The following is a 15,267-nucleotide window of genomic DNA, read 5'->3' as shown; positions in this document are numbered from 1 at the left end:
CTGCGCCACCGGAACGATCAGCACCTGGGACGGACAAGGCCCGGTGCGCTGTCGCGAGGAACGCACGTGCGGGATCACGTTGTGGTGGACAGCCCTTCAGCTCGGCGCTCGCTGTTGCGACGTGACGCGCCAGAACATTTCAGAGGAGAACGGTGCCAGAACGCTTCAGAGGAGAACGTGCCAGGACACTTCAGAGGAGAAAAGGGCAATGACACACAGTCTCGCGGGCGTTGTCGATGGGATCATCGACACCCACGTCCACCAATGGGATCCCTTTACGACGCCGCGCCAGGCCAGTCCCGCGGCGAAGTTCTACCGGGCGGCACCGCACCTGGTCGAGAAGGCATTCGGCAAGCTGGCGCCGGTGAAGCAGCGGCAGCTCATCCTGACTCCGAGGTACGTGGCACAGCCCTTCCTGCCCGAACAGTACGCCGCTGACGCCGAGGGGGTCGCCAAGGTCGTAGGAGCGCCCGTCGTCGCCCTCGTGCATGTGGAGGCGGGATGGCAGGGCAAGGAGCCGCTGGCGCCGGTGGAGGAGACCAAGTGGCTGATCTCCCTTCCCTGGGGCAGTGACGGTCTACCGGACCTGGTCGCGATCACGGCGCACGCGAACCCCACCGACCCGCACTGCGGCACCCTGATCGATGCCCACCTGCAGGCCAGTCCCAAGGTCACGTGCATACGTCAGCTCGCTGCCTGGCACCCTGACCCCAAGGTCCTGAACTGGTTCGACGAACCTGGGCTCCTCAAGAGCCGAGACTTCCTCGCCGGTTTCTCCGCGATCGCCGAACGGGGCCTGCCCTTTGAGGCCACGGTCTACTCCGGCCAGCTCCCAGACGTCGAGATCCTGGCGCATGAATACCCCGAGACGACCATCATCGTGAGTCACTACGCAACGCCAGTCGGCGTGTTCGGTCCCACGGGCACCGACACCGGGGACACCGCTGCCAAACGCGCGGACATCTACCGCACCTGGAAGGACAACATCGCCGCCGTGGCAGAGCGCCCCAACGTGGTCGCCAAACACTCCGGTTGCGCGTTCCCGCAACTGGGTTTTGGCCACTCACCCGACGGCAACATCGGCGGCCTCGAAAAGCTCCAGGAACTCCTGCAGCCCATGGTCGATCATGTGACCGATTCCTTCGGTCCCGACCGTGTGATGTTCGGATCGAACTTTCCCATGGACAAGCCCAACGCCTCACTGCCCGACATCATCGGCATGCTGGTCAACGTTCTGGGACCACGCGGCGAAGACGTCCTGCGCAAGGTGTTCCGCGACAACGCCATGCGCGTGTACCGGATCGACGCTTAGGGCCGATGCCGTTGTCCTCAGCCTTCGCCGGCTCGGGGGGTGCGCTGCCGGCGCGGTGTTCGGGGGTGGTGCCGGTGGGCGAGGGAGCGGCTGGGGTCGGAGCCGCTGCGGGTGCTGTTCGCCGCCACCGCCGGGCCGTTGGCCCACGAGCGGACGCCGGGAGCGGCTGCGGTTGGTGGCCGGGTCGCGGTGTGTTTGCCGGCCGTGCGGGGGAGCACTGGGTGCGGCTGGCGGGCCACTGCCGAGGGCCGGCTGTGCTCGGTTGCCGGGTCCCCCGTACAAATGGACAGCCGTTCTCCTGGACGCCCGGGCGCGTCGGCTTGACGTGGGCCGAAGCCGACGCGGTCCGTTCCAGGTTTAAAGCATGCTTTTCCCTCTTATGAGTCGATATGTCGTAATGTGAGTAGAGTCGGAGCCGGCCGAAGGAACAGCTGTGACCCCAGGCATCCAGCCTTGGGGCTCCCGGGCACGTACGCAGGCGGCGCGGGTGCTCATCGCCGGCGGTGGGCCCACCGGACCTGCCACCCCCCCCGTCGAGCCGACTCGCTTCGGCGTTCGCTCTGAGTGAGGACCGTGCAGACTCGACAGAGGAGGTCCACGATGGCCCGGATCACGCTTCGCGACCCCGCCACGATGACCCCGCGTGAGCGGGAGCTTTACGACCTGTTCCCCATCAACCTGGTACGGGCCATGCTCGTCGCGGACCCCGATGTCACGGAGGCTTTCCTGCGTCAGGGCAATGCACTGCAGAATTCGGCACTGAGCCCTCCGCTGCGGGAACTCACGATCCTGCGGGTTGCCGCCCTCACCGGCTGCGACTATGAGCGCCACCACCATGAGCCGCGGGCGAAACAGGTGGGGGCCTCCGACAAGGACATCGTCGCGGCCACGACCGGCGACCTCTCCGCCCTCGACCCTACACAGGCCGCGCTGTTGCGCTACGCAGAGGAATGCGTGACCAAGCGGAAGGCCAGCGTCGAATCCTTCGAGGCCGCCCGCGCCGCGCTGGGCGACAACGGTGTAGCGATCGCCACCATGCTCATCGGTCACTACGTCCTGAACGCGATCTTCGCGGAGAGCCTGGAAGTCGACACCGACCAGCAGCCGCCCGATTGGTCCAGCGCCGACAAGAAGGACCAGTCGCCCGCCGGCGAAGCCGCCCCCGGCAGGCGCGTCAACCCATCATCGTAGCATGCCCACCCACGCAGACCGCAGCCGGACCGCCGCGCACGACGAGGGGAGGGGCGACCGTCTCCACGCCTCATCGAGGCGGCCAGGCATTGCCCACCAGGTCCGCACCTAGGCGGCCGGGACGGGCGAGCGTGCCGTCGGACTCGACGTGGCGGCCGCCGCGGCACAGGTGGGCCACCGCCCGCTGCCCGGCTCATGCGTCCACCGGCGTCCCCGGCGGGCGTCTGGCCGATCAGCGTCCTCCTCCTCGGCGATGGCCGGCCGGGCTCTCACCCTCCTCGGAGATGACCGGCCGCGCCGATCGGTGTCAGCCCTCGGCGAGGCGGGTTCGAGGTCTTGGGGAGGAACGGACGCCAGTTCACAGTGGCCGAGGCGTGGTCGGAGGCCAGGTGAAGAGGGACTCCCTGCCTGGCACTTGGTGAACTTGCCGGAGTTGCTGGTGTACTGCCGCGACACGCACGCTGACGCCTCGCCGTCCTTGAGGAAGCCTGTGTCATCGATGACCAATGCGCTCGGCTCGATGACGTTCTGCGTCTTCCTGCATCTTCCACGCGCCCCGGTCCCACATGCGCCGGATCCCACGGGCTGGACGTGATGAAGCGGAAAGAGCCTGCCGAGCTGCTGCAGAGCCTGCATGTTCCTGTCCGGCAGTCGCTCGGCCATCGCCTGTATCGGCTTACGTCGACCGTCCGGCATCAGACGCGCAGATAACACCCACCCCACCGACGCTGATTCCGCCGGATAGCGAGGCGAACATATCAGCAACGAACTCCGAACAACGCACCCCGGAGCCGTTCCACCTCCCCATGCCACCGCGCCCCCGACCAGCCAAGATCGGTACAAAAAAACATGAAGCGCTACCAGCCTTCGAGCTTACGGCCGTCGCGATAGTGGTCGAGAGGAACTATGACGGAGAGGAACTATGACGGAGAGGAACTATGGCGGAGGGGAACTGTGGCGGCGACATAACAAGCAAATCGTCAGCCAGGCATGGGAGTAGCTACCGCGCGAGGGAGCTGCTCAAGAAGCTTCGCGGCTGTCAAGGCACTGGACTGATCACCCGCAGCGTCGCAAGACTTAGGGAGGTCGAGGTCGAGGTCGAGTGGTATCGCGTGGAAACGGTCGGGGCGGATGGCGATGCCGCGCCACTGTTTCAGGCGGTTGGAACAGTCTGCCACCACGGTGCGGTGGGTGTAGAGCTGTATCCGAAGGTTCGGGGTCGCATCCGGCAGCCGTGCCGGTGCTGGTTGCGCTCCTGGTCGGCCGGTTCGGGAACACGGTGTGTATGCCTCGTCTACGCAGCCAGGTCTGGGTCGCCTTCGGTCTGTAGCCCCTGTCGCATCGACTTTCCGAACGCGTCACCCACTCGGGTGCGCCGCTAGTAGGTGGAATGCGGGGTTCCCACAGGATTTTGACAGCCCAGAACTGGTGTGGCCGAGCCCGGGAAATGCTGGGCAAGAGCGGTTGCACATCCGGTCAGGGCATCGGGCACGGCACTGGTGCTTCGCATGGTGGGGTAGCGGCGGCAAGTGGCACTGGGTGGGAACCTCTGGTTTCGTGAAGTCGTGCGCTACGTAGGCGGCGTCTGACGAACTCGGCCTTGCTGTCCGGTAGCGACGCTTGTCTTGGCGAGGAACGAGCAAGATCTTGCGAGATAGGAACAATGATCAGGCCGCACCTGTGCGGCCCACTCCAACTCGGTTTGCGCTTTAGAAGGCACCTATGACCACAGCGCTGGTGACCGGCGCCAGCTACGGCATCGGTCACGAAATTGCCCACGAGCTGGCTGCACGTGGATACGACCTCATCCTGGTCGCCAGGAGCGCTGACGCCCTGTACGACCTGGCCCACGACGTCGAATCCCGGTACACAGTCAGTACGACAGTTCTGCCGGCGAACCTCGCCGCCCCGGGTGAACTGGAGCTGGTCGCCAACTCGGCAGGCGCCATCGACATCCTTGTCAACAACGCCGGCGCAGCTCTCGCTGCCCCTTTTACGAGTACTGCTTGGGAAGGGCAGAAAGCCACCGAGAAGGCAATGCTCGCGCTCAATGTCAGTGCACCGACTCGCCTGATCCATGCGGCGCTTCCGCAGATGATGCGGCGTGGCTTCGGGCGGGTCCTCAACATCGGCTCAGTAAGCGGGACTGCTCCGGTCTGGGCGTCATCAACCTATGGCCCGAGCAAGGCTTATTTGTTGGCGTTGACCCAGTCGATCAGCCGCTCTCGGGAGATCCGTGCATCGAACGTACGGCTGACATGCTTGGTGCTGGGCCACACGGTCTCCGAGTTTCACAAACGTGCCGGAATTCCGCCCTCCCCGAGGGTTATCACTCTCCCTGCTCGCTTTATAGCCAACGCAGCTGTCCGAGCAATCCACCGCCCCAGCCCGCCGGTCACCTATGTCCCCAGCATCCGCTATAAGTTCCTTAATTCCCTGGTCAAGTATGCTCCCCAGGTACTCACAATGGCCCCCGGCCTAGTAACCGATTTCACCGCCGCAGGGGGTGAACAGCACCAGTCGTGTGCGCGCGACGCCGATTTTCGCGCAAGTTGAGGGCAGTACGAACGCAGTACGAACAGGACCTCCTGGAGTTTCGATAGTTACCCTCGTCGGCGAACGGGAGAACATGCGATGGATGTGCTGGATAAGTGCCGCTCCTGGACTACGGACCATCTGCGGAGCATTGGGCTCGACTCCTACTACCGAACCGTTGATGATTGCTTCGGCGGAACTGAGGCACATTTCGAAGGCAGGCGGGTAGTGATAGCTGCCTCACACGATTACCTGGGCCTTTCTGGGGATGACCGGGTCCGTGAGGCGGCTGTCGAGGCCGTTCGCCGCTATGGCACTTCGCTTGGATGTTCCCGGGCGGTCAGCGGCTCACTGGCGCTGCACGAGGACCTGGAGGACCGGCTGGCGCGCATGCTCGGGCAACAGGCCGCGGCAGTGGTGCCCTCGGGCTTCCAGGCGAACCTGATGCTGGCCCCGCTGTTGGGCACTGGCGACGTAGCTTTCAGTGACTTCGCCAACCATGCCTCACTGCGCGAGACCGTCGGTCTGAGCGCGGGTGAGGAGAGGAGGTTCCGGCACGCCGACCTGGCGCAGTTGGAGCAGATGCTCGATGCGGCGCCGTCCCAGGCCGGCAAGGTGGTCCTGACCGACGGGATGTTCTCAGTGGACGGGGATGTATGCGACCTTCCTGGCATCACTCGGCTCGCGCGGGCCTGCGGCGCCCGGGTCGTGGTGGACAGTTCGCATGACCTGGGCGTGCTCGGCGTGAACGGCGCCGGGGTCACAGAACATTTCGGCACCGGTGCGGACATCGTCACAAGTGCGCTTTCTAAGAGCCTGGCCTCGGTCGGCGGGGTGATCGCCGGCCCCTCGGAGATGATCCACTATCTGCGTTTCCACGCCAGGGCCTTCACTTTCACAGCGGCCGCCTCTCCAGCCAACGTCGCGGCGGCTCTTGCCGCCCTGGAGATCCTGCAGAGCGAGCCGGAGCGCCGCATCCGGTTGCTGACGCTGGCTGAGCGGCTGCATAACGGACTCCGGGCGATGGGGTTTGATACAGGCGGTTCGACCACGCCGGTAGTGCCGGTTCATGTCGGGGAGAGAATGCGCTGCTTCCGAACGTGGCAGGCCTTGTGTGAAGCGGGGGTGTTCAGCACTCCTATGGTCTATCCCGCTGTGCCTGAGGGGAGTGAGCTATTGCGCATCACGCTGACCGCGGCGCATACGGACGGCCATCTGGAGCAGGTTCTGACGGCCTTCGAGCAGGTAGGGCGTAAAGAAGGCATCATCCCGGACTCTACGCCGGATACGTACACCCCGGTGCGCATCACCGGCTTGCCGGTGCAGGCGCAGGCGAGGCCCGTGTGACTCGGTTGGGGGTTCGATGGCGCCCCTGTCTCGTACGCAGAGGAGGAACGATCACGCTCTTTCCCGTACGAGTGAGACGTCGCACCTCCCCTGGTCATGCCTCCCCTGGTCATGGGAGCTACGGACCGCCAGGTCGGCGCGGGCCATCAAGGCCACGTTGCTGACCTCTGTCACCTCGGCCACGGCCTGCGCGTCAGGGGCCGGAACCCTACTTTCGGGCACCGAAACCCTTTCATCAGACTTGCCCACAGATGGGTTAATGGCACCATCCGACTGCTCTGGCAGGCGATCCTGGGGCGGTTCCACAGGTGCTCGCCGAATGGATGCCCACCCTTGACTCCCCAAACCGCCCTTGTTCCAAGGCCGGCGAATCCCGCGATCGGTCCCACGCGGCACGGGAAGTTGCTGGAGAGAGCGTCCGGCCATGCGCCACCCCTCCATGGCCGCTCCGGTGCCGACAGCCTCGTGCTCGAAGCGTGCCTCATAGACCTGAACCTCGTCCTGTTCCGCGCCCAGCTCGCCACCACTGCCGGCGTTGCCCATACGGAGGCCCGCCCGCGCAGGGACGGCGGTGTTCGGGCACGAATGGGAAGCACGTCCACCCAACTGCCCTCTACGGACACGGGATGACAGCCGTGCGTTGGGACCTGCCATGACGACTCCCACTGCGCCGCGGCGCAGCCGAGGAGCAACGGTTGCCCGGATCATCGGAAATATGCTCCGGCCGGTCGCTGGTCTGCTCACATCGCCGCACAGTGTGGACACTTACCTCGAATTGATCCACCCGGCCTGGACCCGGTCAGAGGTCCGGGCGATCGTCACCCGTGTCGAGCATCCGACCGCAGCCGCAGTAACTCTCACTTTGCGCCCAAACCAGGCATGGCGGGGCCATATGCCGGGCCAGCACGTCCAATTAGGGGTACAGATCGGAGGCGTCCGCCGCGCCCGCACTTTCTCCATCGCATCCAGCCCTGACCGGCCCGATGGGCTGCTGGAGATCACTGCCACCTGCACCGGCGGTCGATTCACCACCTACCTCCGCGACAAGGTACGCGTTGGCACGGTGGTGGCCCTGTCCACTGCCCAGGGGCAGTTCGTCCTGCCCCAGCACACCCCAGAGGGACTGCTGTTCATCTGCGGCGGGAGCGGCATCACCCCGGCCCTCTCGATGGTCCGCACCCTCGTCATGCGCAACCGCACGGAGCCAGTCGGTCTACTGCATTACAGTCGCAGTCCCGACCTGCAGCTATACCGACGTCAGACCGAGGCTCTGTCCAAGCGCCACTCCGCGCTGCAACTCCTGACCTTCTTTACCCGCGGCCAACGCGCGACGGGCTCCGTGCACTTCAGTGAACGGCACTTGAACGAAATCCCGGGATACGCAGCCAGAGAGGTTTTCGTCAGCGGGCCAGCTGAGCTGATCAGCGCAGTCACGACCCACTTCAACGCCCGGCACCCCAGGACCCGAGTACACGCCGAATGCTTCCAGCCGGCAACACCCACCGATCGACAGTCCGAGGGACGGTGGCTTGTCGAATTCGCCACCAGCGGGCGTCGGGCGCAATCCAGCGGGGAGTGTTTGCTGGACCAAGCAGAGAACATGGGGCTGACCCCCGAATACGGTTGTCGGCAAGGCATCTGCGGTCGTTGCATCCGCCCCCTGATCAGGGGCAGCGTCAGCGATGTGGCGGCAGGAAACACGATCAGCGAGCCCGGGTCCCCTGTCCGGCTGTGCGTCTGTGTCCCTGAAAGCGACGTCGTTCTCGACCTTTGACTAACGGTACGGACTGAAAGCCATCATGAGTAGAACATATCCGAAAGTCACTCCGTCACACGTTCCCGAAGAACAGCTGGCAGATTTGGCCGCCGAACTCGACAACGTCTACAGCCGGACTATCGGCACACTGGATGAGAACGACGTCCGCTACCTGCGATCCATCGTACGCGCTCAGCGAGCCCTGGAAGCAGCTGGCCGCTGCACTATCCAGTTCGGGCGCTCCCGTCCGGCAAGAGTGGCGGGTGTACTGGCGCTGGCAGCCGCAAAGATTCTGGATAACCTGGAGATCGGCCACAATGTCCTCCACGGACAGTACGACTGGGCGAAGGATCCCCACCTCCACTCCGACTCCTATGAATGGGACACGATCCTACCGGCGCGCCTGTGGCGCTATCAGCACAACTTCGTGCACCACGTCTATGCCAACATTTACGGCCTGGACGAGAACCTGAGAGCCGGGCCGATTCGCCTCTCTGTGCAGCAGCCATGGCAGCCTCACCACATTGCTGGTCCTCTGCTGCTTCTCGCTACTGCCCCTATCGCTGAACTGGCCATCGCACTACACGCCGCGGACGAGATTGGGCGCGGCAGCACTTCGTCCGACCTTAAGTCGACCCCGAAGCGGCTACGTCAGGACATCCTCCTTAAAGCCGCCCGGCAAGCGGCCAAGGACCTCGTCCTGTTCCCGCTTCTTTCAGGACGCCGGGCCGGGGACACGCTTATCGCCAACTCTTCGGCCCTCGTTCTCCGAAATCTCTGGATCTTCGCGATTTCACTATGCAACCACTATCCGGAGGACGTCACAGTTTTCAACCAGGACGTTCTGGAGAACGAGACACGAGGCCAGCGGTACGTCAGACAGATCCGTGGCGCCGCCAACATCGAAGGCAGTCGAATGCTGCACATCCTTGCCGGCCATTTCACTCATCACATCGAGCATCATCTCTTCCCGGATGTCCCTTCGTCTCGCTACCGCGAGATCTCATATCAGGTCCGGAACATCTGTGAGCGGTACGGCATCCCGTATACCACCGCGAGTTTCCCAGCTCAGATTGCCTCGGCTTTCCGCAACCTCTGCGCCCTCGCCCTTCCCCCGAACGGACGCAAGAGCTTTGCGCGGCGCTCACGCCGGCATGAGAGTGGTGATTGGAGATGACCTTGTCAACTAGGCGCTTGCGGCGGAGTGGTAGCGCGATTCAAGGAGCGAGCATTACTCTCTGCTCGTGCAAGGGCGGCTTCGGCTTCGGCCGCGAGGTGCGCTCGGCCGGTGCCGGGCGGCGGGTGGCCTGCGCCGGCGGCTTGTCGAGGAGACGGACTCCTGAACAGAGCGCGCACCGGCGAGTCGGAGCGGATCCGGTCGTAGGGCACATCGGCCTTGGCGTAGGCGACCCCGGTCCGACGGTCGACACCGGCTTCGGTCCGAAAGGAGACGTCGCTGGTGCCGGTGAACCTCCGCACCCCCTGTCCATGGGTGTTCCAGCAAGCCCCCGCAGCAACACGACCGGGGTCCAGTGCAGTTGCGCCGTTCGCCTCGTGCATAAGCGCGCAAGTGTTGGGAGATGGGCCACCGCACTGCGGGCATCACACCCGCACTGAACGACTACGCCTCCATGCGGCAGCACACCGCAGCGGGTTCCGCAACGCTCGCCTGGGCGGAGATTGTCGACGGTGAGGAGATCCCCGGCCGGGAATCTGATGCGCCTGCGGTGCGTGCCCTGACTGAACTCGCCTTCACCACCGCCGCCTGGGACGACGACCTGTTCTCCTATGGCAAGGAGCTGTGGTTCGCCCGCCGTGAGCGCACACCGTCTCCCTGCCGGCTCAACCTGGTCGACATCCTGCGGCACGAATACGGTCACTCCTACGAACAGGCCCTGCGGGAGGCGGGGCAGCTGTGCGATCGGCTCACCCTCCGATTCGTCGAACTACGCGATCGCGTGCTGACCCGCGCCAGTGCTCCGCTGAGCGCCTACCTGGACCACCTGTCCCATCTGATACCCGGGAACCTCGCCTGGGGGCTGGCAGCAGACCGCTACCGCAACCCCGACGGACGATCCCCTGACGCCGTCACCACCTCCGGCTCCACGACCTCCACCCCGCCGAAGGACACCAGCCCTGTGCCCATCCCTTCCGTCGCCTGGTGGTGGGACCCCGGCCTCGGTGCGTGAGCTGCACAACTCCTCAGGACCGCAAGGGCCGCGTCGAGCCCGTCAAGCCTGCGGCCCTGAGCCTCTCCGGCCCTGTGGCCCCCCGCCGCGTGAACGGTGAGGCCGGCGGCCGTGGTGCGGTGCGGCGAGCGGTTATCGGGCCCGCGCGATCTGCGAGCGTACGAAGACGGTCGGGCCGTCGTCCGGGTGCTCGTGCGGGTCGTTGAACGGAACGGTGAACTCATCGACGATGCCCGGCTCGAAGACCAGGGCCATGCTGGAACCGCCGTAGCTGAACCAGCCCAGCTCCTGGCCGCGCTGGACGGTGTCGCCCACGGAGACCGACCAGGAGATGGAGGAGACCTCGTCCATGCCGATCACCACCGCGCACACCATGCGGCTGCCCAGTTCCGGACCGCACTCGATGAACGCCAGGCCGCGGGTGTTCACATGTGCCTGGTAGCTCTGCGAGTGCGTCCAGGTCTCGGGGTCCGGGCCTCTCGTGGTCGGCGGCGCTGAACATCAGGCCCGGCACGATCTCCAGGTGCTTGATCGTTCCGTCCACGGGGACGTTCCACCGGTGGAAGCTGTTGACCGACAGGAATGACTGGTACACATCGCCGCGGACGAACCTGCTGACGTACTCGGCTCCGCACTCCGGTCCGCTGAGCATGGTTTCCAGCGAGTACTGCTCCTTGAGCCAGAAGTCCGCCTGCCTGGCCACATTGCGCCGGATCTGGTGGACGGTGCCGTCGTTCGGCGCGACGACGGCGCGGGGTCTCCGTGGCCCGCCAGCGGCCGGTACTCGTCCTTGATCGGGCGGTGGAAGAATGCGTTGAACGACGAGAAGCCCCAGTGCTCCTGGTCGCGGCAGTCCCAGCACTGGTACTCGTACAGCTTGTTCAGCTCGATGGCGGACTGGGAGAACCAGTCACGGGTGTTGAGCACGTGCGCGCTCTCCGGGCTGTTCAGGTACGTGCACCACCTCTGGAGAATGGCCCGGAGACCGTCGTTGAACTGCGGCAGGCGGAAGGCGACCGCGCCCGCCGGCGTCAGACGCAGATAGCCGAACAGCGCGGACATCGGCAGGAAGATCTGCTTGCGTGGGTCCCGGTCGAACGCCGGCGCCCAGGTGACGACGAAATCGAGGGTGTCGCTTACGGGGGCGCCTGCGGTCGTCTACGGGGCGTCCACGTGTCGCGTGGGTTCTGGGACAGGCCCACCGACCCCTAGATCGTGAAGTCGGGGAGCAGCCTGATCTGGTTCAGGACGCCGTCGCTGCCGCCCAGTTGGGGGAAGTCCGTCGCCAGGTCCTTGTCGGTGCACAGGTCCAGGAGAGCCTGCCTGGGCGGCACGCCCTGGAAGTCGTAGTGGCCGAACGTGGGCCCGGCGTGCCGGCCGGCGTTCGGCCCGTCGGTGAGGGGTGTGCTCACCAGGATGTTGGCGACCGGAGAGAGGACTCCCTGCATGGCGGCGATGAAGCCGCGTTCGAGGGCGTACCGCTTGGACGTCGGGTGCGGCTCGCCCTGCCCGGGGCCGGAGTCGGGGTCGTCCGCCGGAGTCAGGTAGAGCTTGTCCAGCAGCGCCAGCACATAGCAGTAAGCCGCGTCGGAGAGCAGTGCCAGCTGCTTGAGCGATCCGGTGAAGTCGGAGGCGTTCGGGTCGGTCACCACCGGCCAGACGGCCTCGTCTCCGCTGTCGATGGTGTATTTTTGCCGTCCGGAGTCGTCGCACACGACACCGATGCCGTCCACGTGGTCGCGGATGCGGGTGAACTTCTCGTAGTGGGACTCCTCCTGCTCGTCGGGGGCGCCCTCGCCCTGGGAGACGATGATGTAGAGGGCGTCGAGTGCGCTCCCCTGGTCCACGACCGGGATGGGCTTGGGCGGGCCTCCCCACTGGTTCCAGAACGCCCGCAGGTACTGCTGCTGCCAGCGGGACTCCGTCAGTCCCCAGGTGATGTCTTTCGTTCCGGTCAGGTGGACGATGCCCTTGCCGATCGCGTCGTACAGCTCGCCGAGTGTCTGGTACGAGTAGTCGTCGGCGGATGTGAGGAGCTGCTGCTGTGCGGTCTCGGGGAGCTCGACCTCCATGAACCCCTCAACGGCGGCGGTGGAGATGCGCTGCAGGTGAAGGGGCAGGGGTGGGGTGCGGTGGCTCATGTCACCGGGGTAGGTGGGGATGCTGTCCTTGTCGTAGAAGCGGGACGCCTTCCGCTGATTCCCGTCCTTCGTCTTCACCGTCTCGCAGCCGGTGGCGACCATCACGTTCCGCACCAGTGCCATGTGCAGCATCTCCTCGATCGCGATGCCGATGAGGGTGCGCTGCGCTGATGCGCCCTGGGCCCGCTGCGAGTAGCCGGGCGTCTTGAGGGAGTACGCCGCGTAGGGGTAGGGCGGAATGGTCGACAGCTCGATGCGTGCCGCGTCGCCGAGGTGATCGGCCAGTTCGTCGCGGGTGGTGATGCCGTCGATCGCCCGGACGGCCAGGGGAGTCGTGAGGTGGGGCATGGGGTTCCTCCAGTGCGGACGTCATGCGGCAGGGGACGGCCGGTGCGCCGTCTGACGGGTCCGGTAGCGGGATTCGGCGCGGTCGTGGACGACGACGGTGCCGTTCTGGCAGGACAGGGCGAGGAAGACCGGTTCGGCGGTGGGCGGTTCCGGGTCTTCCCCGCGGCGGACGGCGGCGGCGTAGCGGTGGACGGGGAACTGGGCCTCGAAGAGCCGTGTCCCCGAGCCGGAGTTCGGGCCCGCCCCCGAGCCGGAGCCCGGGTCGGCCCCGGAGCCGGGCTCCGGCTCGGTCCACGGGGCGGCGCCCCCGTCGGCCTCGGGGCCATCGAGGACGGCCGCGAAATCCCGCTCGTACCGGGCCAGATCGATCAGCAGGTCGATCCACTCCTCGCGTGGCGCGCCGTCCGAGGCGGCGTCCGGTCGGGTACGGGCCAGATGGCCGGGGAAGCCGGCGCCGAGGCCGTCGAGGCTCGGCGAGCGGGACGGGTGCGCGTCCACGTAGTCCAGCGCGAACCGGTCGAAGAGCTCGCGGCCCAGTAGACGGACCATCCCGGGGTACTGGTCGCGCATGCAGCGCAGCAGCCGGAGGCGGTAGCCGCGGTAGTAGATACCGAAGCACTCCTCGGCCGTCAGCCGCCCGGGCGCGGCGACCACCTCCGCCACCTGCGCCGTCTGTGCCCCCTCCGTCGCCTGCGCGGCCCCGCCCGGTGCCAGCAGCGCGCCCTGCATCCACCGCTGTATCGCCGCGAGCGAGCACGGGACGTCAGTCATCGCCGCCGCCTTCCTGCCCGATGGCTGCCGCGGCCACTGCCCTGGCCGTGTCGAGTTCGGCCCGGAGCACGGGGAAGGGCGGGAGACCGTCGTCGCGTTCGATGAGGGTGGCGGCGGCGCCCCCGGTGAGCTCCACGGCGAGCCGGTACAGCTCCCAGACCGGGTTCGGCACGTCCGCGTCGTGGGTGTCGATCAGGTGCGTGCCGTAGTCGGTGTGTCCGGCCAGGTGCATCTGCGCCACGCGGTGGTGCGGCAGAGCCTTCAGGTACGTCTCCGGGTCGAAGCCGTGGTTGACGGCGGAGACGTAGACGTTGTTGACGTCGAGCAGCAGTCCGCAGTCCGCGTCCTCGGCCAGCCGGCCCAGGAACTCCCACTCGGTGAGCGTCGAAGCGCGGAACTGCAGGTAGCTGCTGGGGTTTTCCAGGAGGAGGGGCCGCTCCAGCATGTCCTGCACGGTGCGGGCGCGCTGGATGACATGCCGTAGCGACTCCTCGGTGAAGGGGAGCGGCAGCAGGTCGTGAGTGTGCACGCCGAGCACTCCGGTCCAGCACACATGGTCCGACACCCACGGGGTGTCCACGGCGTCCGCCAGGCGCTTCAGGTGACGCAGGTAGTCGAGGTCGAGCGGGTCGGTGCTCCCGATCGACAGGGACACCCCGTGCAGGACGATCGGATAGCGCTCGGCGATCTCGTCCAGGGCACGTCGCCGGGCGGTCCGGGGCTTCAGATAGTTCTCGGAGATGATCTCGAAGAAGTCGACGGGCGGCCGGTGCTCGCGGATATACGGGATGTGAGGTCCGCGCAGTCCGAGTCCGAACCCCAGATCAGGGGTGGTGCGTTGGGCTGCGCTGCCTGTCCGCGTCGCCGTGCCGGCCGCCTCTCCCGGCGCTATTGCTGCTCCTCGGGCGCCAGGACCGTGACATGGAATTCGCATGTGGCGGAGCCGTTGGCGTAGACGGGGCCGGTGGCGGTCACGGTCACCCATTGGTCGTTGGGGCTGGTGTGTCCGGCGTAGAGGGGGAGGGCGGTGGCCACCCCCGTGGCGCCGGTGGCGACCGTGCAGCTGCTGGTCTTCGCCTCACCGTCCCGCTGGAAGTACAGGAGGGAGGAGGCGCTCGGCGGGATGGTGAAGGTGATGCTCACGTTCGGCAGGTGCCGACCGATGCCATTGCGGGCGATGGCCTGCAGGTCCGGGAAAGCCTTGCCCTCGTGCCGGCGAGGATTGTCCGCCGAGGCCCGGAAGAGAGCGGTGGCCTCGTCGGACGATCCCGGCACCGGGGTGTGCCCGGGCTCCAGACGGTCGTAGTCGGGGAAGCGGTCATCGGGGACGCCCTGCCCGGGGGACGGGCCGAATGCCTTGCCCGCCGCGTACATCCGCGCTTCGAAGAGGCGGCGCGCCTGCTGCCAGACGCTCCTGCCCTTCAACGGGCCGGCGGAGAAGACCCGGCTCTCGTTGATGGGGCTGGCACAGCTGCCGTTGTACCGGCAGGACTGTTCACCCGGGTGGAACTGCTCGAAGTCGTCCCCGGCGTAACCGCAGCCGCCCTGGCCACGGCAGGCTCCCTCACCGTGGCAGACGTGCTGCACCGTGGCGCACTGGCCGGTGCCGGCCATGGTCGCCTTCCCGCCGACGTCCTGGCCCGCGCAGGCGTTGAGACCCATGCAGACGTGGAGTTC

The 15,267-nt window shown here is 66.4% G+C and carries 12 protein-coding genes and 3 pseudogenes; 7 read left to right on the top strand and 8 right to left on the bottom strand.

Annotation, left to right across the window (positions count from 1 at the left end):
- The first annotated feature begins 121 nt into the window (after positions 1 to 121).
- Together K9S39_RS09070 and K9S39_RS09065 are read left to right on the top strand one after the other, a co-directional pair.
- Complete coding sequence (locus K9S39_RS09070; RefSeq protein ID WP_248862807.1) at positions 122 to 1,312, top strand: amidohydrolase family protein; 1,191 nt, start codon at positions 122 to 124, stop codon at positions 1,310 to 1,312.
- A 600-nt stretch (positions 1,313 to 1,912) separates the two neighbouring features.
- A complete protein-coding gene (locus K9S39_RS09065; protein ID WP_248862806.1) occupies positions 1,913 to 2,503 on the top strand; it encodes a carboxymuconolactone decarboxylase family protein in 591 nt (196 codons plus the stop codon).
- Between the two features lie 108 nt (positions 2,504 to 2,611).
- Here the strand turns inward: K9S39_RS09065 and K9S39_RS42925 are convergent, their stop codons facing one another.
- On the bottom strand, positions 2,612 to 3,166 hold the full coding sequence (locus tag K9S39_RS42925; RefSeq protein ID WP_406707895.1) for a transposase: 555 nt from the start codon (positions 3,164 to 3,166) through the stop codon (positions 2,612 to 2,614).
- 1,059 nt (positions 3,167 to 4,225) lie between these two features.
- Here K9S39_RS42925 and K9S39_RS09055 point away from each other — a divergent pair.
- The 5 genes from K9S39_RS09055 to K9S39_RS09035 all read left to right on the top strand — a co-directional run bounded on the left by K9S39_RS09055 (position 4,226) and on the right by K9S39_RS09035 (position 10,330).
- A complete protein-coding gene (locus K9S39_RS09055) occupies positions 4,226 to 5,059 on the top strand; it encodes an SDR family NAD(P)-dependent oxidoreductase (protein ID WP_248862805.1) in 834 nt (277 codons plus the stop codon).
- Positions 5,060 to 5,137: 78 nt separating this feature from the next.
- Complete coding sequence (locus K9S39_RS09050; protein WP_248862804.1) at positions 5,138 to 6,385, top strand: aminotransferase class I/II-fold pyridoxal phosphate-dependent enzyme; 1,248 nt, start codon at positions 5,138 to 5,140, stop codon at positions 6,383 to 6,385.
- A gap of 715 nt (positions 6,386 to 7,100) precedes the next feature.
- A complete protein-coding gene (locus K9S39_RS09045) occupies positions 7,101 to 8,159 on the top strand; it encodes a ferredoxin reductase (protein WP_248862803.1) in 1,059 nt (352 codons plus the stop codon).
- An 85-nt stretch (positions 8,160 to 8,244) separates the two neighbouring features.
- The gene (locus K9S39_RS09040) at positions 8,245 to 9,318 is read left to right on the top strand and encodes a fatty acid desaturase family protein (RefSeq protein WP_248862802.1); all 1,074 of its coding nucleotides are present in this window, start codon (positions 8,245 to 8,247) and stop codon (positions 9,316 to 9,318) included.
- A 403-nt stretch (positions 9,319 to 9,721) separates the two neighbouring features.
- Complete coding sequence (locus tag K9S39_RS09035) at positions 9,722 to 10,330, top strand: terpene synthase family protein (protein ID WP_248862801.1); 609 nt, start codon at positions 9,722 to 9,724, stop codon at positions 10,328 to 10,330.
- Positions 10,331 to 10,462: 132 nt separating this feature from the next.
- Here the strand turns inward: K9S39_RS09035 and K9S39_RS42035 are convergent.
- The 7 genes and pseudogenes from K9S39_RS42035 to K9S39_RS09010 form a co-directional block, all read right to left on the bottom strand.
- Positions 10,463 to 10,774, bottom strand: a pseudogene (locus tag K9S39_RS42035) (phosphatidylserine decarboxylase); the annotation flags it as partial.
- 64 nt (positions 10,775 to 10,838) lie between these two features.
- Positions 10,839 to 11,192 (bottom strand): annotated as a pseudogene (locus tag K9S39_RS42920) (phosphatidylserine decarboxylase); the annotation flags it as partial.
- A 35-nt stretch (positions 11,193 to 11,227) separates the two neighbouring features.
- Positions 11,228 to 11,449 (bottom strand): annotated as a pseudogene (locus K9S39_RS42915) (phophatidylserine decarboxylase associated domain-containing protein); the annotation flags it as partial.
- Between the two features lie 89 nt (positions 11,450 to 11,538).
- Complete coding sequence (locus K9S39_RS09025) at positions 11,539 to 12,819, bottom strand: ferritin-like domain-containing protein (protein WP_248862800.1); 1,281 nt, start codon at positions 12,817 to 12,819, stop codon at positions 11,539 to 11,541.
- 21 nt (positions 12,820 to 12,840) lie between these two features.
- Positions 12,841 to 13,590 (bottom strand): HvfC/BufC N-terminal domain-containing protein, encoded by a 750-nt coding sequence (locus tag K9S39_RS09020; RefSeq protein ID WP_248862799.1) that lies wholly within the window; start codon positions 13,588 to 13,590, stop codon positions 12,841 to 12,843.
- On the bottom strand, positions 13,583 to 14,524 hold the full coding sequence (gene bufB / locus K9S39_RS09015; RefSeq protein ID WP_248862798.1) for an MNIO family bufferin maturase: 942 nt from the start codon (positions 14,522 to 14,524) through the stop codon (positions 13,583 to 13,585). The genes K9S39_RS09020 and bufB overlap by 8 nt, the downstream gene beginning before the upstream one ends.
- Entirely contained in the window at positions 14,479 to 15,252 is a 774-nt protein-coding gene (locus tag K9S39_RS09010) for a hypothetical protein (protein ID WP_248862797.1), read from the bottom strand. Before K9S39_RS09010 ends, bufB begins: the two co-directional genes overlap by 46 nt.
- Between the last annotated feature and the right edge of the window lie 15 nt (positions 15,253 to 15,267).

Source organism: Streptomyces halobius (assembly GCF_023277745.1).
Taxonomy (GTDB): Bacteria; Actinomycetota; Actinomycetes; order Streptomycetales; family Streptomycetaceae; genus Streptomyces; species Streptomyces halobius.
The sequence above is the reverse complement of the archived record's forward strand: the minus strand, read 5'-3'. Positions and strand labels throughout refer to the sequence as shown.